Origin of the sequence: Serratia sp. CY76391 (assembly GCF_052166695.1) — a bacterium.
GTDB classification, from domain to species: Bacteria; Pseudomonadota; Gammaproteobacteria; order Enterobacterales; family Enterobacteriaceae; genus Serratia; species Serratia nematodiphila.
Genome location: NZ_JBJNOJ010000006.1, coordinates 476,612 through 497,029, shown reverse-complemented (window position 1 = coordinate 497,029; position 20,418 = coordinate 476,612). Strand labels below are relative to the sequence as shown.

Here is a 20,418-nt window from a genome sequence, read left to right as displayed (position 1 = left end):
CCGCCCCGTTCCACAGTTAGAATTTCAGCGCCTTGGCGATGTCTTCTTCGCTTTCCGTCGCCGCGTCAATCTGGCTCTGCGCCTTGTTGGAGATCGCCACGAACGGCAGATAGATCACGGTGGCGACCGCCAGGTTGAACAGGCTCAGCAACATGGCCATGATGCTGCCGTTGGTGTTGAAGAACGCCCCCAGGCCGACCGGCATGGTCCAGGGCGCGATGTTGGTGATCGGCGGGATCAGTCCGGAGTAGTAGGCCAGGGAGGTGATAATGGTCAGCACCGGCTGCACCAGGATGAACGGAATGAACATCACCGGGTTCATGATCACCGGCAGGCCGAACAGTATCGGTTCGTTGATCTGGAAGATGCCCGATGGCGTCGCCAGTTTGGCGACCTGGCGGTAATCTTCGCGGCGCGAGGCGATGAAGATGGCGATGATCAAGCCCAGCGTCGAGCCGGTGCCGCCGAGGTAGATGTAGGAGTCGACGAACGGTTTCGCCCACATGTGGAACTCTTTTCCGGCGGCCACCGCCGCTTCAACCGAACCGTATTTGTTGTACAGCTCCACGTTTTCCAGCGCGAACGGCGTCATGATACCGCTGTCCAGGGCCGCCAGCGCCATGGAGCCGTGCACCCCAAAGAACCACAGCAGCGAGGAGAACAGCACGTACACCCAGCCCACCACGCTGCCCATCTTGGCCAGCGGCGCCGAAATGCCGTCCATGATGATCTGGTGGAAGTTGGTGCCCCAGTGCGCCAGCGCGAACGCCACCAGCCCCATGATGGAGAGGATGATGAAACCGGGGATCAGCGCCGAGAAGGAACGCGACACCGAAGCCGGCACGCTGTCCGGCAGGCTAATCACCCAGTTGCGCCGCACGATGAAGGCAAACATCTCGGCCACCACCAGCCCAATCACCATACCGGAAATGATGTTGGCGCCGCCCAACCAGTTGGCTCCCACCGCATAGGCCTCGCCGACATTGAACGGTGTGACGGTCATAAAGGCCGCCACCGCCAGCAGCGCCGAAGCGAGCGGATCGACCTTTCGCTCTTCCGCCAACGCCATGCTGATAAAGAACGGCGTCATCAGGGACATGATCCCCAGCGTGCCGTTGTAAACGCTGCCGCCGATGCTCTTCAGACTATTCAGCGTCTCGATGGTAGAGGCATCCAATCTTACGCCCAGCGAATAGAAGAACGATCCCTCGCCAAAGCTCAGGAACACGTTGTTGATCAACACGAACATCGCCCCGGTCAAGGTCAGCGGCATCAGGCGGATAAAGCCATTCTTGATGGCGTTGACGTGGGGCTGCTTACCGATTTTTACGGCGAAAGGCAGGATAACCTTCTCGAGCGAGGCAATGAGGGTATTCACGGCGGCCTCCTGTTATTGATTGGCTTTCTTGATAGCGGCCACCGCGGCCTTCAGCACGCCCAGCCCATCGACCTTGCCGTACAGCAGCGGATCGATAACCTCAACGGGTTTATTGGGCAGCTGTTTTTGTACTTCCGGCAAGGTGTAGGCGATCTGCGGCCCCAGCAGGATCAGATCCGCCTCAACGCCTTTCTCCGCAGCCAGCGCTTCCGGATAGGCGGCGATGATCACCGGCACTTCATATTTCTCGGCCTGCGCCTTCATTTTTGATACCAACAGGGAAGTGGACATACCGGCAGAACAAAACAGATAGATTTTTTTCTTTTCCATACCAAGCACCTCAGATAATCAAAAAAACCCCGTGTTATTTGTATGCCAGATGCAATCACTATTGCTTCACGCACATTCCTTATGAAAATTTCCGTCACGTTGCCCTGGTTACGGACAGTATACGGAGCATGAAAAACGGATCGGTAAGCCAGGAGGAGACATAACAGTCTCTCATTGACCTGACGGATTGACCCCCTTCACATTTCGCACAAAAAAATAGTGTGACCGGGCTCTCAAATAACCGATATAGACTCGGAATATTCGCAATAAATATTCAAATAACAATTATAAACAGCAAGTTACAAACTCACCGAGAATTTAAGGGTTTATTTGCGCCTGAACAAGCGAAAAGGGAATAAAAATAGTTCAAGCTTGATTCACCTACGGCCATCCGAACGCGATAGCCGGTGAAGAGGATTAGGTGGGCAGACGCAGCAACTCGATCACCGTGCTCAGCGCCACGGAATGATTCCTGCGGTTGGGGTAATAGAGGTAAAAACCGGTAAACGGCGCGCACCAGTCGTTCAACACCCGCCGTAGCCGCCCGCTCGCCAGGTGTTCTTCTACCTCTTGTTCGATGGCGAAAGCGATGCCGACGTGCGCCAGCGCCGCCTGCACCATCATCCTGCCGTCATCGAGTATCAACGGGCTGTTAACCGCCACGGAAAACCGCTGCTCGCCCTGCTGAAATGCCCATTTGTAGCGCTCGCCCGAAGAGGCCTTGCGCCAACCGATGCAGCGGTGCTGCAGCAAATCCTGCGGATGCATCGGTTCGCCGTGCCGTTGAAAATAGTCCGGCGTGGCGACGATGGCGAAACGCAGATCCGGCGTCAGACGCACCGCGCGCATATCGTTGTGCAGATCCTCGCCGAGCCTAATACCGGCATCAAAGCCCTGTTCGACAATGTTGGCAAACCCCTCGTCCGCCACCACTTCCAGCGTAATGCCGGGGTACTCGCAGGCCAACCGCTCCAGATGCGGCACGATGGCAAGATCGATGGCCGAACGCGGCGCGTTGATGCGCACCAGGCCGCGCGGCCCTTCGCGAAACACATTCAGGCTCTCCAGCGCGGCGTCGATGTCGGTAAAAGCGGGCACCAGCTGTGCCAGCAGATGCTCACCGGCCTCCGTCGGCGAGACGTTGCGGGTGGTGCGGTTTAGCAGGCGAATGCCCACCTGCGCTTCCAATTCGCGCAGGGTGTGGGTCAGCGTCGGCGGTGTCACGCCCAATCGGGCGGCGGCGCGGCGGAAGCTGCGTTCACTGGCGATAGCCACGAAGGCCGCCAGGCCGGACAGTTCAGGTTTTTTCATGCTATTGATATAAATTATCTAATAGTGAGATGAATTTTTAGCGGATAGTTATCCGTCATCTAACAACATAGCATTGCGATCGACCCCATTACCAGGTATCGATACGATGATTAATGCTACAGCTCCAACTCATGAAACGCCGCGCCGTCTGGCGGGCAAAGTCGTACTGGTGAGCGGCGGCGGCACCGGCATCGGCCGCGCCGCCGCGCTGGCCTATGCCCGCGAAGGCGCCAACGTCGCGCTGGCCGGCCGACGCGCGGCGGAAATCGAAGCCACGGCGCGCGACATCGCGCTGGCCGGCGGCGACGCCCTGCCCATCGTGGCCGACGTCTCCCAGGAAGACGATATCCGCCAACTGATCGCCACGGTGACCGCCCATTACGGCCGGCTCGACGTCGCCTTCAACAACGCCGGCATCATCGGCAACTTCGCCCCCATCACCGAACAGAGCAGCGAGGATTTTGACCGAGTGATCGCCATTAACCTCAGGGGCGTCTGGCTGGCGATGAAATATGAGATTGAAACCTTCCTGGCTCAGCGCTCGGGCGGCGTGATCATCAACACCTCCTCCTGGCTGACCCACGGCGCGCTGGCCGGCTCATCCAGCTACTCCGCCAGCAAGGGCGCGCTCGATGCGATGATCCGCGCGGTGGCGCTCGAGTACAGCGGCCAGGGCATCCGCGTCAACAACATCAACCCCGGCATCATCGACACGCCGATGGCACGCGGCAGCGTGGCTGACAGCGCGGCCTTCGCGCCCTTTATCGCCCATACGCCCGCCGGCCGCCTGGGTGAATCGGAAGACATCGGCGATGTGGCGCTGTGGCTGGCGACGGACGAAGCCCGCTTCATCACCGGCCAAAGCCTGCTGGTGGATGGCGGTTACACCATCGCCGGCATGCGTTGAGGAGACGAGGCCATGAACTACGTTCGGCTTGGCGACAGCGGCCTGAAGGTGTCCCGCCTCTGTCTGGGTTGCATGACCTACGGCGATCCGGCCTGGCGGCCCTGGGTGCTGAAGGAAGATGAAGCGCGCCCCTTTATCCGCGAGGCGCTGGAGGCGGGTATCAATTTTTTCGATACCGCCAACATTTACTCCGGCGGAGAAAGCGAGCGCATTCTCGGCCGCGCGCTGAGGGCGTTCGCCCGCCGTGAAGACGTGGTGATCGCCACCAAGGCCTACTTTCCAATGGACGCGCAGCCGAACAGCCGGGGGCTATCACGCAAGCACCTGCTGCACAGCGTCGACGCCTCCTTGCAGCGGCTGGGAACGGATTACCTCGATCTGTTCGTGCTGCACCGCTTCGACACCGAAACGCCGATCGAAGAAACCGCCGACACCCTCGATGGCCTGGTGCGGGCGGGCAAGATCCGCTATCTCGGTGCCTCCTCGCTGCACGCCTGGCGCCTGATGAAAATGCTGGCCTTTCAACGTCAGCACCGCCTGGCGCCGTTTATTTCGCTGCAAAGCCAATACAACCTGGTGACGCGTGAAGATGAAGAGGAGCTGATCCCGCTGTGCCTGGAGGAAGGTCTTGGTCTGACCCCCTGGTCGCCGCTGGCCCGCGGCGTGCTGGCCGGCTCCGGCAGCGGCGGCACGCTGCGCGCCGCCACCGACGAACAGGCGCCCCGTTGGTACGGCGGCAGAAACGAGGTAGAACGCACCGTCGCGGCGGTCGCGGAGGTGGCGGCCGCGCGCGGCGTTCCACCAGCGCAAATCGTGCTGGCCTGGCTGTTGGCCAAACCCGGCGTGGTGTCGCCGCTGGTGGGCATGTCCAAGCCGCATCATCTGCAGGATGCGCTGGCAGCGCTCGACCTCAGGCTATCACCGGAAGACGTGGCCGCGCTGGAGGCGCCGATGGCGCATGCTGTCCGCCCCGATCGCTGGTAGCCCCTTTTCCGTCATTCCAGGAGAGAAGACATGTCATATGCGCTTACCGCACGAGCGGTGTTGTTCACCCTCGCTGCCGCATTCCCCCTTAGCGCTCCGGTGCAGGCTGCCGTCAGCGCAGACTGCGCCGCAAACAGCATGACGCTGCCGCCTGGCGCACTTTACCCCAACGGCATCGCCCGTGCGACGGACGGTACGCTGTATGTCGGCTTTGTCACCAGCGGCAACGTGCTGCGCAAGCGGCCGGGTCAAGCGTGGGAAAGCTTTTTCCCCGGCGCTGACACGGTGTTCGCCTCAAACGCGCTGCGGCTGGACGAAAAACGTGGGCTGCTGTGGGGCAATTCGCCGGACTTCCTCTCCGGCGGCAAAACGCGCGCCAACCGCATCTATGCGCTGAACGTCGCGGATGGCACGCTTAACCGCAGCCTGGCGCTGCCGGCGGGCGAAATGGGCAACGATATCGTGCTCGGCGCAGACGGTACGGTGTATGTGACGGAAACCCGCGGCGGCGGCATCCTGCGCCTGCGGCCAGACGAAGCGGCATTCCGTACGCTGTTTCAGGATCCGCAGTTAGCGGCCCCCAGCGGGCTGGGCGCCGCCGGGATCGTGCTGCTCGACGATCGGCTGATGGCTGTCGCCAATTTCGGTACCGGTAAGCTCTACACCCTCAGTTATAACGCTCCAAAGCCGCAGCTGACGGAAATGCAGCTGCCGCGCCTCATCGAAAACCCGGACGGAATGGGATTGGCGCCGGATGGCGCGCTGATCGTGCTGGAAAACGGGATCCAGAGCGGCCAAGGGCGGATCCTGCGGATCCCGTCACCCAGGGCGGCAGGCAGGCACCAGCTTGAGGTCTTGCGCGAAGGCATGGAATCGCCGGTCAACCTGACTATTACCCCGCAAGGCTGCGCCTTCGTCAGCGAATCGCGCATCCGCCACCGCCTGCTGCCCGGCCATGAAACCGAAGTGCCCGACAGTTTCCGCCTCTATCAACTGCCCTTGCCTCTCACCGCCGCGCAATAATCTCTCCACCACTACTGCGGGCGGCGACACTTGCGTTGTTGCCCGCAGGCGAACGACAATCTCGCTTCGTTGCAAACCGGCCTTGCGCAGCGCTTCCCATTTTTACCTGTGACAGCCGATTGCCCGCTGGGCTAGTATAAGCGTCTGTGCAAACCTCGGGTTTGAGCGCGCCGTTTGGCGTTTTGATGATTTGATTTGCGCGCCCTCCAAGCGCTGAATGGGGCGACGCCTGCTGAAACAATGTGATAGCGAATGACGACAATGAAAATCACAGTTCCCTTTACATTCAATGGATTGGAAAAATAATCGCATGAATAGCACCGATAAACTCGATTCGCACACGCCGATGATGCAGCAGTACCTGCGCCTCAAGGCCCAGCATCCTGAAATCCTGCTGTTCTACCGCATGGGCGACTTCTACGAGCTATTTTACGACGACGCCAAGCGCGCTTCCCAACTGCTGGATATCTCGCTGACCAAACGCGGCGCCTCGGCGGGCGAACCGATCCCGATGGCCGGCGTGCCGCACCACGCGGTGGAGAACTACCTGGCCAAGCTGGTGCAGCTCGGCGAGTCCGTCGCCATCTGCGAGCAGATCGGCGATCCGGCCACCAGTAAAGGGCCGGTCGAGCGCAAAGTGGTGCGTATCGTCACTCCCGGCACCATCACCGACGAAGCGCTGCTGCAAGAGCGTCAGGACAACCTGCTGGCGGCGATCTGGCAGGACGCGCGCGGCTTCGGCTACGCCACGCTGGACGTCAGCTCCGGCCGCTTCCGCGTCGCCGAGCCGCAGGATCTGGAAACCATGGCCGCCGAGCTGCAGCGCACCAATCCGGCCGAGCTGCTGTATCCGGAAACCTTCGAACACATGGCGCTGATCGAACAGCGCCACGGCCTGCGCCGCCGTCCGCTGTGGGAATTCGAGCTTGAGACCGCGCGTCAGCAGCTCAACCTGCAGTTCGGCACCCGCGACTTGACCGGCTTCGGCGTCGAGCAGGCGCACCAGGCGCTGCGCGCCGCCGGCTGTCTGCTGCAGTACGTCAAAGATACCCAACGCACTTCGCTGCCGCATATTCGCGGCATCACCATGGAACGCCAGCAGGACGGCATCATCATGGATGCCGCCACCCGCCGCAACCTGGAGCTGACGCAGAGCCTGTCCGGCGGCAGCGACAACACGCTGGCGGCGATCCTCGACCGTACGGTCACGCCGATGGGCAGCCGCATGCTGAAACGCTGGCTGCACATGCCGACCCGCGACATCAAGGTGCTGACCGCCCGCCAGCAGGCGATCGGCGCATTGCAGGAACTGTTCGCGGATCTGCAGCCTTCGCTGCGTCAGGTAGGCGATCAGGAACGTATTTTGGCGCGTTTGGCGCTGCGCACCGCCCGGCCGCGCGATCTGGCGCGCATGCGCCATGCTTTCCAACAGTTGCCGGACATCCGCGCGCTGCTGCAGGATGTGAAAACGCCGCACGTGCAGCAGCTACTGTCGCAGGTGGGCCAGTTTGACGAACTGCGCGAGCTGCTGGAACGTGCGGTCATTGAATCACCGCCGGTGCTGGTGCGCGACGGCGGCGTGATCGCCCCCGGTTACAACAGCGAACTGGACGAGTGGCGCGCTTTGGCCGACGGCGCCAGCGACTACCTCGACCGGCTGGAGATCCGCGAGCGTGAAAAGCTGGGTCTGGATACGCTTAAGGTCGGCTTCAACGGCGTACACGGCTATTACATTCAGGTCAGCCGCGGTCAAAGCCACCTGGTGCCGATCCACTATGTACGCCGTCAGACGCTGAAAAATGCCGAGCGCTACATCATCCCGGAACTGAAAGAGTACGAAGACAAAGTGCTCACCTCCAAGGGTAAGGCGCTGGCGATCGAGAAAAGCCTGTACGACGAGCTGTTCGATCTGCTGCTACCGCACCTGGCGGAACTGCAACAAAGCGCCGCCGCGCTGGCCGAGCTGGACGTGCTGGCCAACCTGGCCGAGCGCGCCGATACCCTGAACTACGCTTGCCCGACCATGAGCGAGCAGCCGGGGATCCGCATTACCGAAGGCCGCCATCCGGTGGTGGAGCAGGTGCTGAGCGAGCCGTTTATCTCCAACCCGCTCACCCTGTCGCCGCAGCGCCGCATGCTGATCATAACCGGTCCGAACATGGGCGGTAAAAGCACCTATATGCGGCAAACGGCGCTGATCGTGCTGATGGCGCACATCGGCAGCTACGTGCCGGCCACCAAGGCCACCATCGGCCCGGTGGATCGCATCTTCACCCGCGTCGGCGCGGCGGACGATCTGGCTTCCGGCCGCTCCACCTTCATGGTGGAGATGACCGAAACCGCCAATATTCTGCACAACGCCACCGAGCACAGCCTGGTGTTGATGGATGAAATCGGCCGCGGCACCTCCACCTACGACGGCCTGTCGCTGGCCTGGGCCTGCGCCGAGAACCTGGCCAACCGCATCAAGGCGATGACGCTGTTCGCCACCCACTACTTCGAGCTGACGACCCTGCCGGAGAAGATGGAAGGCGTGGTCAACGTGCATCTGGATGCGCTTGAACACGGCGATACCATCGCCTTCATGCACAGCGTGCAAGACGGTGCCGCCAGCAAAAGCTATGGCCTGGCGGTCGCCGCGCTGGCCGGCGTGCCGCGCGACGTCATCAAACGCGCCCGTCAGAAACTGCGCGAGCTGGAGTCTATTTCCAGCCACACCGCATCGGGCAGCGTCGATGCCACCCAGATGACGCTGCTGCAGGAAGAGACCTCGCCGGCGGTAGAAGCCCTGGAGGCGCTTGATCCGGATTCCCTGTCGCCGCGACAGGCGCTGGAATGGATCTACCGGCTGAAAAATATGGTGTAATCTGGCGCCAAACGCGGGCATAAAAAAACGGTGAGCATCATGCTCACCGTTTTTATTTGATGCGGTTCAACAACCGGCGTTATTCGCGGAACAGCGCCTCAATGCTCAGGCCTTGCATCTGCAAAATCTCACGCAGACGGCGCAGACCTTCTACCTGAATCTGACGGACGCGCTCGCGCGTCAGGCCAATCTCCCGGCCTACGTCTTCCAGCGTCGCCGCTTCATAGCCCAGCAGGCCGAAACGACGCGCCAACACTTCACGCTGTTTGGCGTTCAGTTCGAACAACCATTTGACGATGCTTTGCTTCATATCGTCATCTTGCGTGGTGTCTTCAGGCCCGTTGTCCTTCTCGTCGGCCAGAATGTCCAGCAGCGCTTTCTCCGAATCCCCGCCCAGCGGCGTATCCACCGAGGTGATGCGCTCATTCAGGCGCAGCATGCGGCTGACGTCATCCACCGGCTTGTCGAGTTGCTCGGCAATTTCTTCAGCGCTCGGTTCATGATCCAGCTTGTGGGAAAGCTCGCGCGCGGTGCGCAGATAGACATTCAGTTCTTTGACGATATGGATAGGCAAACGAATGGTACGGGTTTGGTTCATGATCGCCCGTTCAATCGTCTGACGGATCCACCAGGTTGCATAAGTGGAGAAGCGGAAGCCGCGTTCCGGGTCGAATTTTTCCACTGCGCGAATCAGACCGAGGTTACCCTCTTCGATCAGATCCAGCAGTGCCAGGCCGCGGTTGCTGTAGCGGCGGGCGATTTTCACCACCAGCCGCAGGTTGCTTTCAATCATGCGGCGGCGGGACGGCACGTCACCGCGCAGAGCACGCCGCGCAAAATAGACTTCTTCCTCTGCGGTCAGCAGAGGTGAATAACCGATCTCACCCAGATAGAGCTGCGTCGCATCCAATACGCGTTGCGTAACGCCTTGAGACAACAGCTCTTCTTCCGCTAAATCGTTCTCGCTGGTCTCTTCTTCTACCAGCGCTTTTTCATCAAACGACTCGGCCTCAGCTCCATTCTCGTCGAAATCCGCATCATCATGTAACTCGTTAACTTTCAGCGTATTTTGGCTCATATGCTGCTCCTACCCGTGATACCGCGAGCAGAATCTCAGCGTATTCTGCCCAATCTATCGCTGCGGAAGATAACGCAGCGGGTTTACGGATTTCCCCTTGTAACGAATTTCAAAATGCAAACGTACTGAACTGGTACCGGTGCTACCCATGGTGGCTATTTTTTGACCCGCCTTCACTTCTTGTTGTTCCCGGACCAGCATTGTGTCGTTATGAGCGTAGGCGCTCAGGTAATCATCATTATGTTTGATGATGATTAGATTACCGTAACCCCGTAAAGCGTTGCCTGCATACACTACGCGGCCATCGGCGGTAGCGAAAATAGGCTGCCCACGGGAACCGGCGATATCGACACCCTTATTCCCACCTTCTGATGAGGAAAAGTTATCAATAACCTTACCGTCAGTCGGCCATCTCCAGGTACTGACCGGAGCGCTGTTGCTGACGGTGCTGCTCACAGGTGGAGCGGCTTCCGGCGCGGTAACAGGCGCAGTCGCGGTCCCAACCGCTGCGGCACCTGCTGCAGGTAACATCTTACCTACATTCTGTTTACCCGAGTTTTCAGAATACGCGTTAGTTGATTGAGAATCAACCGTTGCCGTCTGGATCTGGGAGCTGGAAGGTGGCTTCGGAACACCGCCTTTGGTCGCATCTGTCGTCGCCAACATGCCGCCGCCGCCGTTGGCAGAACCATTACCAAGCTGAATGGTTTGGCCAACATTCAGGCTGTATGGCTCGGGAATATTGTTGCGCTGCGCCAGGTCGCGGAAATCATTGCCGGTGATCCAGGCGATATAAAACAGCGTGTCGCCGCGCTTGACCGTATAAGTTTCGCCGCCGCTGTAACTCCCTTTAGGAATGGCGTTATAACTGCGGTTATAGACAATGCGGCCCTCTGGGCTGGCCTGCTGCACTCCGCCATTATTATTGCCGGATGGAGCGGCACCGCCGCCCCCCACGCTGCTGATAGGAGCCGACGTCGAGGCCGTATTCGTACAACCCGCCAACCACAAACTTACCATCGTACACACCGCTACCCGGCGTAACGTAATCATTGGGCTTCCCGTGCTCATGCTTCCCCCATGACAGCAATATCAGTGATATATCCAAAATACCCTTTACATCGTAGCCGAGCTTTTGCCACTTCCCAGTTTCTGCGATGTAAAGGCGCCGCCGGCCGATCCCTGAACGCCAGGTCATCTCGCGCCGGAGCATCAAAACGCGCGCCAATGCTAACCACATTGGCGTTGTCGCACCATAAGACAACTACGTAGAAAGGCCAATTCTAGTGAAAATTAGCCTGATTGGAACGAGAAAACCTTATCCGGCCATGATGAAAGTGCAACAGATTTTGCAGACGGTCGAAAATTCAGACAATCGCTAGGCCAATTCGCCTTTCACCAACGGCACAAAGCGCACCGCCTCTACCGCATCGACAACGAAATCGTTGCCATGACGCTGAATGCGTTTGAGGGTTTGGGCCTGCTCGCCCACCGGCAACACCAAAATGCCGCCGTCGTCCAGCTGCTCCACCAGTGCCTGCGGGATCTCCGGCGGCGCGGCAGTGACGATGATCGCATCGAACGGGCCGCGCGACGCCCAACCCTGCCAGCCGTCGCCGTGGCGGGTGGAAACATTGTGAAGATCGAGCTGTTTCAGGCGGCGCTTGGCCTGCCACTGCAGCCCCTTGATGCGTTCGACGGAACAAACGTGTTGCACCAGATGCGCCAGGATAGCGGTTTGATAACCGGAACCGGTACCGATCTCCAGCACCCTTGAGGTAGGTTTCAGATTCAGCAGCTCGGTCATCCGCGCCACCATATAAGGCTGGGAAATGGTCTGACCGGAACCGATCGGCAATGCGGTGTTTTCGTAGGCCTTATGATCCAGCGCTTCATCGACAAAACGCTCGCGCGGCACCGCTTCGATCGCCCGCAGCAGCTTTTCGTCTCGGATCCCCTGCTGCCGCAGCTGCGTCAGCAATGTTTGCATGCGCTTATTCACCATTCCCCGCTAACCTCTGCCTTGGTTAACCATGTTTTCACGACTTCTTGCGCCGCGTAGGCGGTTAAATCCACCTGCAGCGGCGTTATCGCCACATAGCCTTGTTCCACCGCCGCAAAGTCGGTATCCGGCCCGGCATCAAATTTATCACCAGGCGGCCCGATCCAGTAGATATTTTGTCCGCGCGGATCCTGCTGGCAGAAGACCTTGTCGGCGGGATGGCGGCTGCCGCAGCGGGTAACGCGCAGGCCTTTGATCTCATCCAGCGGCAGATCCGGCACGTTAATATTCAGAATTTTTCCGGTACGTAGCGGTTCGCGCTGCAGCGCGCGCAGGATGCGGCAGGTAATGGCGGCGGCGGTCGCGTAGTGCCGGTGGCCGTTCAGCGACACCGCCAAGGCAGGCAACCCCAGGTGCCGGCCCTCCATCGCCGCCGCGACGGTGCCGGAATAGATAACGTCGTCGCCCAAATTCGGCCCGGCGTTAATGCCGGATACCACGATATCGGGCGCCGGGCGCATCAATGCGTTGACGCCAAGGTAAACGCAGTCGGTCGGCGTCCCTTGCAACACCGCAATATCCCCGTTGGCCAGCGTCTGCGTGCGCAACGGCGACTCCAGCGTTAAAGCATTGGAAGAGCCGCTGCGGTTACGATCCGGCGCCACGACCTGCACTTCGGCGAATTCCCGCAGCGCCGCCGCCAGCACCTGAATGCCCGGGGCGCTGACGCCGTCATCGTTACTCAGCAATATCCGCATCACTGTTATCCTGCCGCATGATCTCGCGAACCACGCTGGTAGCAAAGCTGCCCGCCGGCAGCCAGAAGCGCAGTTCCACGGTAACGTCATCCCACCAGTTCCACTGCAAATTTTGCGGCTGCAACAGCAGGGCCCGGCGAGCGGGTTCGACACGCTCGCGCTTTAAAAGCGTAAGCAATTCCGGTTGTTCCGCCAAGCATTGTTGTTCAAAAGCCAAGGCTTGGCCGGCGGTGCCTGGTTCTCCGTCGCCCGGCAAGGAAGCCGTGATCGCCAGCTCGCCGGCATCCAGCCGTTGCTGCAACGTCTCCAGCTCATCGGCTTTGGCGACGAACCAGCTGCCGCGCCCACTCAGCTGCAGGGCATCCCCTTCCAGCACGGTACGCTGCAGCCCGTCAGCCAGGCGTTGGCTCGCGATCAGATTGAACAGCGCGCTGCGGCTGGCGGACAGGTAGAAGCTGCGCTTACTGCGCTCTTTGACACGAATTTCGTCGTTCGCCCAGCGGCGCGCCATCACCAGGTTGTTGCCGCCGCGGCCGAAGCGTTGGCTGCCGAAATAGTTCGGCACGCCCTGCGCGGCGATAGCCTGCAGGCGACGTTCCACGTCCTGCCGATCGGAAATCTGGCGCAGCACCAGCGTAAAGTGGTTGCCCTTCAGATTGCCGATGCGCATTTTGCGCAGGTGGCGGGCGAACGAGAGCACCTCGCAGCCTTCCAGCGCAAACTGTGAGAAATCCGGCGTGTCCTTACCCGGCATATGCAGGCAGAACCACTGCTCGGTCACCGCGTGGCGATCCTTCAAACCGGCATAGCTGACAGAACGGGCGTGAATACCGGCGAAGCGCGCCAGATAGTCGGCCACGAACTGGGTATTGCAGCCGTTTTTACGGATATTTACCAGCACGTGCTCACCTTCGCCGTCCGGTGCAAAACCCAGATCTTCGACCACCACGAAATCTTCCGGATTGGCTTTCAACACCCCGGAACTCTGCGGCCGGCCATGCAGCCAGGTCAGATTCGCCATATCCATGCGGTTATTCCTTGATCAGCAAGGCGACCGCTTCGCACGCGATGCCCTCGCCGCGCCCGGTGAAACCGAGCTGCTCGGTGGTGGTGGCCTTCACGTTGACGTCATCCATATGGCACTGCAGGTCTTCCGCCAGGAAGACGCGCATCTGCGGGATGTGCGGCGCCATTTTCGGCGCCTGGGCAATAATCGTGATGTCGAGGTTGCCGAGGCGGTAACCTTTGGCGCGGATGCGTTTCCAGGCTTCGCGCAGCAGCTCGCGGCTGTCCGCGCCCTTGAAGGCCGGATCGGTATCGGGGAACAGCTTGCCGATATCGCCCAGCGCCGCCGCGCCCAGCAAGGCGTCGGTGGCGGCATGCAGCGCGACGTCACCGTCGGAGTGGGCCAACAAACCTTTGTCGTAAGGGATGCGAACACCGCCGATCACCAACGGGCCTTCGCCGCCGAATTTATGTACGTCAAAACCGTGACCGATACGCATGATGCGCTCCTTAATTGTCTAACTGGGTCAAATAGAACGCCGCCAGCGCCAAATCCTCCGGCCGCGTTACTTTAATGTTGTCCGCCCGGCCGGCGATCAGCAGCGGATGATAGCCGCAATGCTCCAGCGCCGAGGCTTCGTCGGTGACGTTCGCGCCTTCATCCAGCGCGCGCTGCAGGCACTGCTTGAGCAGCGGCAGCGGAAACAGCTGCGGCGTCAGCGCATGCCACAGATCCTGCCGTTCAACGGTGTGGGCGATGGTGTCGCGGCCAGGTTCGGCGCGCTTCATGGTGTCGCGCACCGGCGCGGCGAGAATGCCGCCCACCTTGCTGTGTGCGGTGATCGCCAGCAGGCGCTCGAGATCGTCGGCGTGCAGGCAGGGGCGCGCAGCGTCGTGCACCAGCACCCAGTCCGCATCACCCGCCAGTTTCAACCCGGCCATCACCGAATCGGCGCGCTGTTTGCCGCCCTCGGTGACGGTCACCCGCGGATCCTGAGCGATGGGCAGCCGTTCGAACTGACGATCTTCCGGGCCGATCGCCACGATCACCCGTTCAATGCGCGGGTGGCGCAACAGGGCGTGGATGGCGTGTTCGACGATGCTGTGCCGGCCGATGGTTAAATATTGTTTCGGGCATTCCGCCTGCATGCGGCTGCCGATACCGGCAGCGGGCAGGACGGCAATCACCGAGGGAAAGGTACCTGCGGAGTGATTCATGCGTTATTTTTGTGCGTTGTTTTGCGAAGAAGACGCCGCGTTGCGCCTGGATTGGTCAGGAACCAGACGATAGAAAGTCTCACCGGGCTTGATCATGCCCAGCTCATTACGCGCTCGCTCTTCGATCGCTTCCTGACCGCCGTTCAAATCATCGATTTCGGCAAACAGCTGATCGTTACGCGCTTTCAACTTGGCGTTGTTGCCCTGCTGGACCGCAACGTCTTCATTGACCCGCACGTAATCGTGAATACCATTTTTGCCCAGCCACAGTGAATACTGTAACCAACCGAGCAATGCCAGCAATAGCAGCGTAAGTTTTCCCATCTCCGCCCCCTGAAAAACCGACCAATCATCCCACAACTTCTCGTTGGACTCCACACTGAGAGCGGCATTTCAACGCCAAATTCAGAATACGGATGAAGGGTTCCCGTGTTTATCGCCTAATTCCGCTGCGAAAGCGGCAAAAAACGCCCCTTTGGCTCGGCGCACGCGCCGCGTTTTCCAATGAGACACACACTGCCCTACCTCCATTATGCAGCAAGAATCACTGCATCACCGCTTCCTGACACATCGCTTACGCCACAGCAAAGCAAAAAGTGAATATTTAACACCATAGAGAGAAGAATCGTCATGCAGCGGTTGCACTTTCATTCATTGAAGCTTATTTTTATGCACTCATAGTGCATAAATAATTCCAATATATAACCATTCATTATCGGGGATCGCGATGTTAAAACGTTTAGTTCTGATCGGCACCTGCCTGGCCGCCACCTTCTCCATCGCTGCGTTGGCGGCTGAACCCACCTACGTCGTCGGCTCCGGCGGCACCTATCGGCCATTTGAATTTGAAAACAGCCAAAAGCAGCTGGAAGGCTTCGACATCGACATCATCAAGGCGGTGGCCAAGGCCGAAGGCTTCCAAATCAAACTGATCAATACGCCGTGGGAAGGGATCTTCGCCACGCTGAACTCCGGCGATCGCGATATCATCATTTCCGGCATTACCATCACCGATAAGCGCAAGCAGATGGTTGATTTCTCTGCGCCTTACTTCCCGGCTGAGCAGGCCATCGTGGTGCCGCAAGACTCGACGGTGGACTCCATCGCCGCGCTGAAAGCGCTGAAGGTCGGCGTGGTGAACTCCAGCACCGGCGACATCGTGGTGTCCGACGTGCTGGGCAAAAACAGCACCGCCATCAAACGCTTCGACAATACCCCGCTGATGCTGCAGGAGCTGTATGAAGACGGCATCGGCGCGGCGGTCGGCGACGTCGGCGTGGCCAAGTTCTATATCAAAACCCATCCGGAGAAAGCCTTCAAGCTGGTGCCCGACGCCAAGTTCGAGCGCCAGTATTTCGGCATCGCCGTCGCCAAGGGCAACGATGAGCTACGCAACAAGATCAACGCCGGCCTGAAGAAGATCGTCGCCGACGGCACCTACGCCAAGATCTACCAAACCTGGTTCGACAGCAACGTACCGACGCTGCCGGCGGAATAATCCCCTGTCGCCGGCGCCCACCAGGCCGCCGGCGCACCACCGTTCAGCCTACCAAGAAGGAATACCCCTTGAACTTCCGCTGGGAGATCATCCAGGAATACGCGCCGCTGTTTATGGAAGGCGCCTGGATGACCATCAAATGCACCATTATCTGCGTGCTGCTGGGCACCACCTGGGGCTTGATCCTCGGGCTGGGCCGTTTGGCGCAGGCGCCGCACGGCATCTGGAAACCCATCCTGCATTACGGCGTTCAGTGGCCGGTACGCATCTACATCAGCGCCTTTCGCGGCACGCCACTGTTCGTGCAGATCATGGTGGTGCACTTCGCGCTAGTGCCGTTGTTCATCAATCCGCGCGACGGCCTGCTGGTCACCAGCGGTCTAATGAGCGTCGATTTCGCTCGCGCGCTGCGCGCCGACTACGGCGCCTTTCTCTCCTGCGTGGTGGCGATCACGCTCAACGCCGGTGCCTATGTGTCGGAAATCTTCCGCGCCGGGATCCAGTCGATCGACCGCGGCCAGATGGAAGCCTCACGCTCGCTGGGCATGAGCTACGGCAAGACCATGCGCCAGGTGATCCTGCCGCAGGCCTTCCGCCGCATGCTGCCGCCGCTGGGCAACAACGCCATCGCCATCGTCAAGGATTCGTCGCTGGCCTCCGCCATCGGCCTGGCGGATTTGGCCTATGCCGCCCGTACCGCCTCCGGCGCCTACGCCACCTACTGGGAGCCCTATCTGACCATTTCGCTGGTCTATTGGGTCATCACCTTCCTGCTCTCGCTGCTGGTGCAGCACATGGAAAAGAGGTTCGGTAAAAGTGATTCGCGTACATAATCTGCAAAAACAGTTCGGCGAAAGCCACGTGCTGCGCGGCATTTCTTGCCAGATCGCCGCCAACGAAGTGGTGTGCGTCATCGGCCCTTCCGGCTCGGGCAAAAGCACCTTCCTGCGCTGCATCAATGCGCTGGAAACACTCTCCGGCGGCGAGATCGAAGTCAACGGTTTCGCCGTCCACGATCAGAAAACCGACCTGAATAAGATGCGGGAAAGCGTGGGCATGGTGTTCCAGCGTTTCAATCTGTTCCCGCACATGACGGTGTTGGAAAATATCATCATGGCGCCAATGAGCGTGAAGAAACAGCCGCGCGCCGAAGCCATCGCGCAAGCAGAACAGCTGCTGCTCAAGGTCGGCCTGCTCGACAAGATCGACGCCTATCCCAACAGCCTGTCCGGCGGCCAGCAGCAGCGGGTAGCGATCGCCCGCGCGCTGGCGATGGAGCCGAAGATCATGCTGTTCGACGAGCCGACCTCCGCACTCGATCCTGAGCTGGTGGGCGAAGTGTTGGCGGTGATGAAATCACTGGCCCACGAGGGCATGACCATGGTGGTCGTCACGCATGAGATGGGCTTTGCCCGCGAGGTGGCCGACCGGGTACTGTTTATCGATCAGGGGATCATTCAGGAAGAGGGGCAGCCGCAGCAGATCTTCAGTCACCCGTCCAATCCGCGCACTCAGGCATTTTTGAGCAAAGTTTTGTAACCTTCGGCACGGCTTTGCAATCCTGCGGGCGCCGGCCTCGGCGCCCGCTCTATCACCACCCGGTCAGGAAGCTGAACACCAGCCAGAACAGGCACAGCACGATCGCGCCGGTCAGCAGCAGCGTCAGGATCAGACGGCCGCGCAACAGCATGCTGAGGGTGATGCCGATCAGCACCGACAGCGGCATCAGCGCCAGGAAGAACGGCCAGGTATAGAGCAGGAAAAACAGCGTGTTGGAACCGTAAACCAGAAACGGCAACGCGAACGCCAGCCAGTAGAAAACAAAGCCGCTGACGCCGCCCAGGAAAGAATAAGAAGGCTCCTCTCTCTCCTGTTTTGACTGCTTGGAGTCGATCAAGATAGGCGTGACATTTTGCATAGTGATCCCTGGTTATTCGGCTCGCTCTGCGGCGGCTTAGAGTAAAAAGCGCATGGCGAAAAACGCCACACGCTTTTTTTGAATTCAGGGTTTGATAATAGCCTGACCACGCAACACGTCTAACAATTGCGCAATCAAATTTGTTACCAATTGTTGGCCGTCGAGGTGGATTTCCGGCTGCTGCGGCGCCTCATAAACCGCGTCGATACCGGTGAAATTGCGCAGCTCGCCGGCGCGCGCTTTTTTATACAACCCTTTCGGATCGCGCGCCTCGCAGATCGCCAACGGCGTGTCGACAAACACCTCGATAAAGCGATCGTCGCCGAGCATCTCGCGCACCATTTGCCGCTCGGCGCGATGCGGCGAAATGAACGCGGTCAGCACCACCAGCCCGGCGTCCACCATCAGCTTGGCCACTTCCCCCACCCGGCGAATGTTCTCGCGCCGATCCTCGTCGGAGAAGCCGAGATCGCGGCACAGACCGTGGCGCACGTTATCGCCGTCCAGCAGATAGGTGCTGACGCCAAGCCCATGCAGCGCCTGCTCCAGCGCGCCGGCGACGGTGGATTTGCCCGAGCCGGACAGCCCGGTAAACCACAGCACCGCGCCGCAGTGGCCGTTGCGCGCTTCGCGATCCGCACGCGTCACCGCATGCGGATGCCAAACCACGTTCTCATCGTCCGGCCCGGTCGCCCTCAGTTCAGCGGCCACCTTATCGGCCACCGAGCAGATCGCGTGCGCCCCAATGCGGGAAGTGCTTGCGCACCAGCGCATTCAGCTCCAGCTCGAAGGCGCTGAATTCGCCGCGCGCCGCCGAGGCATCCTGCAGCGTTTCACGCACCAGACCGGCGCCAACCGTCACGTTGCTCATGCGATCGATGAAGATCAGCCCGCCGGTGTCGTGATTGCTCTGATAGCTGTCCAGCACCAGCGGTTCGTCGAAGGTCAGCTCCACCAACCCGATGCCGTTGAGCGGCAATGTGTCGGCCGGGTGTTGCGCCAGCGTGTTGATCTCCACCTGATGGCGAATGCTCTCCACGCGGGCGCGGGTCTTTTTGCCGGCGATCTTGATGTCGTAGCTCTGGCCCGGCACCAGCGGCTGCTCGGCCATCCATACCACGTCCACCCGCGCGCTCTGCGCCGCCTGCAGACTTTCTCCGGCGTCGACCAGCAAATCGCCGCGGCTGATGTCCACTTCATCTTTCAGCACCAGCGTAATCGCCTCGCCCGGCACCGCTTCTTGCAGATCGCCGTCGAAGGTCACGATACGCGCCACGCTGGACTCCACGCCGGAAGGCAGCACTTTGATGCGTTGCCCCACCCGCACTACGCCGGCGGACAGCGTGCCGGCATAGCCGCGGAAATCGAGGTTCGGGCGGTTGACGTACTGCACCGGGAAGCGCAGCGGCTGGTTTTCTCGCTCGCTGATCACGTCAACGCTCTCCAGCACTTCCAGCAGCGTCGGGCCGCTGTACCACGGCATATGGGCGCTTTCGCTCGCCACGTTGTCGCCGTCCAGCGCCGACAGCGGCACGAACTTGATGTCCAGATCGCCAGGCAGCTGCTGGGCGAAGGTCAGGTAATCCTGTTTGAACTGCTCGAACACCGCTTCCTGATAGTCCACCAGATCCATTTTGTTTACCGCGACCACCAGATGGCGAATACCCAGCAGGGTAGCGATAAAGCTGTGGCGGCGAGTCTGATCCAACACCCCTTTGCGCGCGTCGATCAACAGGATCGCCAGATCGCAGGTCGAGGCGCCGGTGGCCATGTTGCGGGTATACTGCTCATGCCCCGGGGTATCGGCGATGATAAACTTACGTTTTTCGGTCGAGAAATAGCGATAGGCCACGTCGATGGTGATGCCCTGCTCGCGCTCGGCCTGCAGGCCGTCCACCAGCAGCGCCAGATCGAGCTTTTCGCCCTGGGTGCCGATGCGTTTGCTGTCGCTGTGCAGCGTCGACAGCTGATCCTCGTAGATCTGGCGGGTGTCGTGCAGCAGGCGGCCAATCAGGGTGCTTTTGCCGTCGTCGACGCTGCCGCAGGTCAGAAAGCGCAGCAGGCTCTTATGCTGCTGCGCGTGCAGATAGGACTCGACGCCGCCCTGGTCAGCGATTTGTTGTGCAATTGCGTTGTTCATCC

At 60.2% G+C, this 20,418-nt stretch carries 21 protein-coding genes; 7 read left to right on the top strand and 14 right to left on the bottom strand.

The window, feature by feature from the left end; all coding sequences use genetic code 11:
* Nucleotides 1–16 precede the first annotated feature (16 nt).
* The 3 genes from chbC to ACJ8PN_RS13115 form a co-directional block, all read right to left on the bottom strand.
* A complete protein-coding gene (gene chbC, locus ACJ8PN_RS13125; protein WP_004932557.1) occupies nt 17–1,378 on the bottom strand; it encodes a PTS N,N'-diacetylchitobiose transporter subunit IIC in 1,362 nt (453 codons plus the stop codon).
* 12 nt (nt 1,379–1,390) lie between these two features.
* Complete coding sequence (locus tag ACJ8PN_RS13120) at nt 1,391–1,708, bottom strand: PTS sugar transporter subunit IIB (RefSeq protein ID WP_004932561.1); 318 nt, start codon at nt 1,706–1,708, stop codon at nt 1,391–1,393.
* A 417-nt stretch (nt 1,709–2,125) separates the two neighbouring features.
* Nucleotides 2,126–3,019, bottom strand: coding sequence for a LysR family transcriptional regulator (locus ACJ8PN_RS13115; RefSeq protein WP_156866071.1), 894 nt, complete (start codon nt 3,017–3,019; stop codon nt 2,126–2,128).
* Between the two features lie 106 nt (nt 3,020–3,125).
* On the opposite strand from ACJ8PN_RS13115, the gene ACJ8PN_RS13110 reads away from it, so the two are divergent.
* The 4 genes from ACJ8PN_RS13110 to mutS all read left to right on the top strand — a co-directional run bounded on the left by ACJ8PN_RS13110 (nt 3,126) and on the right by mutS (nt 8,799).
* Nucleotides 3,126–3,926 carry an SDR family NAD(P)-dependent oxidoreductase gene (locus ACJ8PN_RS13110; RefSeq protein WP_171453348.1) on the top strand — a complete coding sequence of 267 codons (801 nt, stop codon included), beginning with the start codon at nt 3,126–3,128 and terminating at the stop codon, nt 3,924–3,926.
* A gap of 12 nt (nt 3,927–3,938) precedes the next feature.
* On the top strand, nt 3,939–4,910 hold the full coding sequence (locus ACJ8PN_RS13105; protein ID WP_442534995.1) for an aldo/keto reductase: 972 nt from the start codon (nt 3,939–3,941) through the stop codon (nt 4,908–4,910).
* 30 nt (nt 4,911–4,940) lie between these two features.
* Entirely contained in the window at nt 4,941–5,933 is a 993-nt protein-coding gene (locus ACJ8PN_RS13100) for a hypothetical protein (protein WP_442534994.1), read from the top strand.
* A 310-nt stretch (nt 5,934–6,243) separates the two neighbouring features.
* The gene (mutS, locus tag ACJ8PN_RS13095) at nt 6,244–8,799 is read left to right on the top strand and encodes a DNA mismatch repair protein MutS (protein WP_004932577.1); all 2,556 of its coding nucleotides are present in this window, start codon (nt 6,244–6,246) and stop codon (nt 8,797–8,799) included.
* Nucleotides 8,800–8,878: 79 nt separating this feature from the next.
* On the opposite strand, the gene rpoS is transcribed toward mutS, so the two are convergent.
* The 8 genes from rpoS to ftsB all read right to left on the bottom strand — a co-directional run bounded on the left by rpoS (nt 8,879) and on the right by ftsB (nt 15,184).
* Complete coding sequence (gene rpoS / locus ACJ8PN_RS13090; RefSeq protein ID WP_004932578.1) at nt 8,879–9,877, bottom strand: RNA polymerase sigma factor RpoS; 999 nt, start codon at nt 9,875–9,877, stop codon at nt 8,879–8,881.
* 54 nt (nt 9,878–9,931) lie between these two features.
* Complete coding sequence (gene nlpD / locus ACJ8PN_RS13085) at nt 9,932–10,930, bottom strand: murein hydrolase activator NlpD (RefSeq protein ID WP_015376692.1); 999 nt, start codon at nt 10,928–10,930, stop codon at nt 9,932–9,934.
* 325 nt (nt 10,931–11,255) lie between these two features.
* Complete coding sequence (locus tag ACJ8PN_RS13080; protein WP_004932585.1) at nt 11,256–11,882, bottom strand: protein-L-isoaspartate(D-aspartate) O-methyltransferase; 627 nt, start codon at nt 11,880–11,882, stop codon at nt 11,256–11,258.
* Complete coding sequence (gene surE / locus ACJ8PN_RS13075; protein ID WP_171453346.1) at nt 11,876–12,637, bottom strand: 5'/3'-nucleotidase SurE; 762 nt, start codon at nt 12,635–12,637, stop codon at nt 11,876–11,878. Before surE ends, ACJ8PN_RS13080 begins: the two co-directional genes overlap by 7 nt.
* Complete coding sequence (truD, locus tag ACJ8PN_RS13070; protein ID WP_442534993.1) at nt 12,618–13,664, bottom strand: tRNA pseudouridine(13) synthase TruD; 1,047 nt, start codon at nt 13,662–13,664, stop codon at nt 12,618–12,620. The genes surE and truD overlap by 20 nt, the downstream gene beginning before the upstream one ends.
* Before the next feature lie 4 nt (nt 13,665–13,668).
* Entirely contained in the window at nt 13,669–14,142 is a 474-nt protein-coding gene (gene ispF, locus ACJ8PN_RS13065) for a 2-C-methyl-D-erythritol 2,4-cyclodiphosphate synthase (RefSeq protein WP_004932594.1), read from the bottom strand.
* 10 nt (nt 14,143–14,152) lie between these two features.
* A complete protein-coding gene (ispD, locus tag ACJ8PN_RS13060) occupies nt 14,153–14,860 on the bottom strand; it encodes a 2-C-methyl-D-erythritol 4-phosphate cytidylyltransferase (protein ID WP_004932598.1) in 708 nt (235 codons plus the stop codon).
* 3 nt (nt 14,861–14,863) lie between these two features.
* Nucleotides 14,864–15,184, bottom strand: a complete 321-nt coding sequence (gene ftsB, locus ACJ8PN_RS13055) for a cell division protein FtsB (protein ID WP_016929043.1) — start codon at nt 15,182–15,184, stop codon at nt 14,864–14,866.
* Between the two features lie 403 nt (nt 15,185–15,587).
* On the opposite strand from ftsB, the gene ACJ8PN_RS13050 reads away from it, so the two are divergent.
* The 3 genes from ACJ8PN_RS13050 to ACJ8PN_RS13040 all read left to right on the top strand — a co-directional run bounded on the left by ACJ8PN_RS13050 (nt 15,588) and on the right by ACJ8PN_RS13040 (nt 17,897).
* Nucleotides 15,588–16,358, top strand: a complete 771-nt coding sequence (locus ACJ8PN_RS13050; protein ID WP_171453344.1) for a basic amino acid ABC transporter substrate-binding protein — start codon at nt 15,588–15,590, stop codon at nt 16,356–16,358.
* Between the two features lie 113 nt (nt 16,359–16,471).
* The gene (locus ACJ8PN_RS13045; protein WP_442535002.1) at nt 16,472–17,191 is read left to right on the top strand and encodes an amino acid ABC transporter permease; all 720 of its coding nucleotides are present in this window, start codon (nt 16,472–16,474) and stop codon (nt 17,189–17,191) included.
* On the top strand, nt 17,175–17,897 hold the full coding sequence (locus ACJ8PN_RS13040) for an amino acid ABC transporter ATP-binding protein (RefSeq protein ID WP_351107305.1): 723 nt from the start codon (nt 17,175–17,177) through the stop codon (nt 17,895–17,897). The genes ACJ8PN_RS13045 and ACJ8PN_RS13040 overlap by 17 nt, the downstream gene beginning before the upstream one ends.
* Nucleotides 17,898–17,949: 52 nt before the next feature.
* Here ACJ8PN_RS13040 and ACJ8PN_RS13035 read toward each other — a convergent pair whose 3' ends face one another.
* The 3 genes from ACJ8PN_RS13035 to cysN all read right to left on the bottom strand — a co-directional run bounded on the left by ACJ8PN_RS13035 (nt 17,950) and on the right by cysN (nt 20,416).
* Nucleotides 17,950–18,276 (bottom strand): DUF3561 family protein, encoded by a 327-nt coding sequence (locus ACJ8PN_RS13035; protein WP_004932611.1) that lies wholly within the window; start codon nt 18,274–18,276, stop codon nt 17,950–17,952.
* A gap of 84 nt (nt 18,277–18,360) precedes the next feature.
* Nucleotides 18,361–19,050, bottom strand: a complete 690-nt coding sequence (gene cysC / locus ACJ8PN_RS13030) for an adenylyl-sulfate kinase (protein ID WP_253718506.1) — start codon at nt 19,048–19,050, stop codon at nt 18,361–18,363.
* Complete coding sequence (gene cysN / locus ACJ8PN_RS13025; RefSeq protein WP_021505317.1) at nt 18,989–20,416, bottom strand: sulfate adenylyltransferase subunit CysN; 1,428 nt, start codon at nt 20,414–20,416, stop codon at nt 18,989–18,991. The genes cysC and cysN overlap by 62 nt, the downstream gene beginning before the upstream one ends.
* Nucleotides 20,417–20,418: the final 2 nt, after the last annotated feature.

Bases quoted from the DNA above. Each gene is read 5' to 3' on its own strand.
- ACJ8PN_RS13120 (WP_004932561.1), bottom strand. From the start codon at position 1,708: ATGGAAAAGAAAAAAATCTATCTGTTTTGTTCTGCCGGTATGTCCACT.
- ACJ8PN_RS13115 (WP_156866071.1), bottom strand. From the start codon at position 3,019: ATGAAAAAACCTGAACTGTCCGGCCTGGCGGCCTTCGTGGCTATCGCC.
- ACJ8PN_RS13110 (WP_171453348.1), top strand. From the start codon at position 3,126: ATGATTAATGCTACAGCTCCAACTCATGAAACGCCGCGCCGTCTGGCG.
- ACJ8PN_RS13105 (WP_442534995.1), top strand. From the start codon at position 3,939: ATGAACTACGTTCGGCTTGGCGACAGCGGCCTGAAGGTGTCCCGCCTC.
- ACJ8PN_RS13100 (WP_442534994.1), top strand. From the start codon at position 4,941: ATGTCATATGCGCTTACCGCACGAGCGGTGTTGTTCACCCTCGCTGCC.
- mutS (WP_004932577.1), top strand. From the start codon at position 6,244: ATGAATAGCACCGATAAACTCGATTCGCACACGCCGATGATGCAGCAG.
- rpoS (WP_004932578.1), bottom strand. From the start codon at position 9,877: ATGAGCCAAAATACGCTGAAAGTTAACGAGTTACATGATGATGCGGAT.
- nlpD (WP_015376692.1), bottom strand. From the start codon at position 10,930: ATGATTACGTTACGCCGGGTAGCGGTGTGTACGATGGTAAGTTTGTGG.
- ACJ8PN_RS13080 (WP_004932585.1), bottom strand. From the start codon at position 11,882: ATGGTGAATAAGCGCATGCAAACATTGCTGACGCAGCTGCGGCAGCAG.
- surE (WP_171453346.1), bottom strand. From the start codon at position 12,637: ATGCGGATATTGCTGAGTAACGATGACGGCGTCAGCGCCCCGGGCATT.
- truD (WP_442534993.1), bottom strand. From the start codon at position 13,664: ATGGATATGGCGAATCTGACCTGGCTGCATGGCCGGCCGCAGAGTTCC.
- ispF (WP_004932594.1), bottom strand. From the start codon at position 14,142: ATGCGTATCGGTCACGGTTTTGACGTACATAAATTCGGCGGCGAAGGC.
- ispD (WP_004932598.1), bottom strand. From the start codon at position 14,860: ATGAATCACTCCGCAGGTACCTTTCCCTCGGTGATTGCCGTCCTGCCC.
- ftsB (WP_016929043.1), bottom strand. From the start codon at position 15,184: ATGGGAAAACTTACGCTGCTATTGCTGGCATTGCTCGGTTGGTTACAG.
- ACJ8PN_RS13050 (WP_171453344.1), top strand. From the start codon at position 15,588: ATGTTAAAACGTTTAGTTCTGATCGGCACCTGCCTGGCCGCCACCTTC.
- ACJ8PN_RS13045 (WP_442535002.1), top strand. From the start codon at position 16,472: ATGGAAGGCGCCTGGATGACCATCAAATGCACCATTATCTGCGTGCTG.
- ACJ8PN_RS13035 (WP_004932611.1), bottom strand. From the start codon at position 18,276: ATGCAAAATGTCACGCCTATCTTGATCGACTCCAAGCAGTCAAAACAG.
- cysC (WP_253718506.1), bottom strand. From the start codon at position 19,050: ATGCGCTGGTGCGCAAGCACTTCCCGCATTGGGGCGCACGCGATCTGC.
- cysN (WP_021505317.1), bottom strand. From the start codon at position 20,416: ATGAACAACGCAATTGCACAACAAATCGCTGACCAGGGCGGCGTCGAG.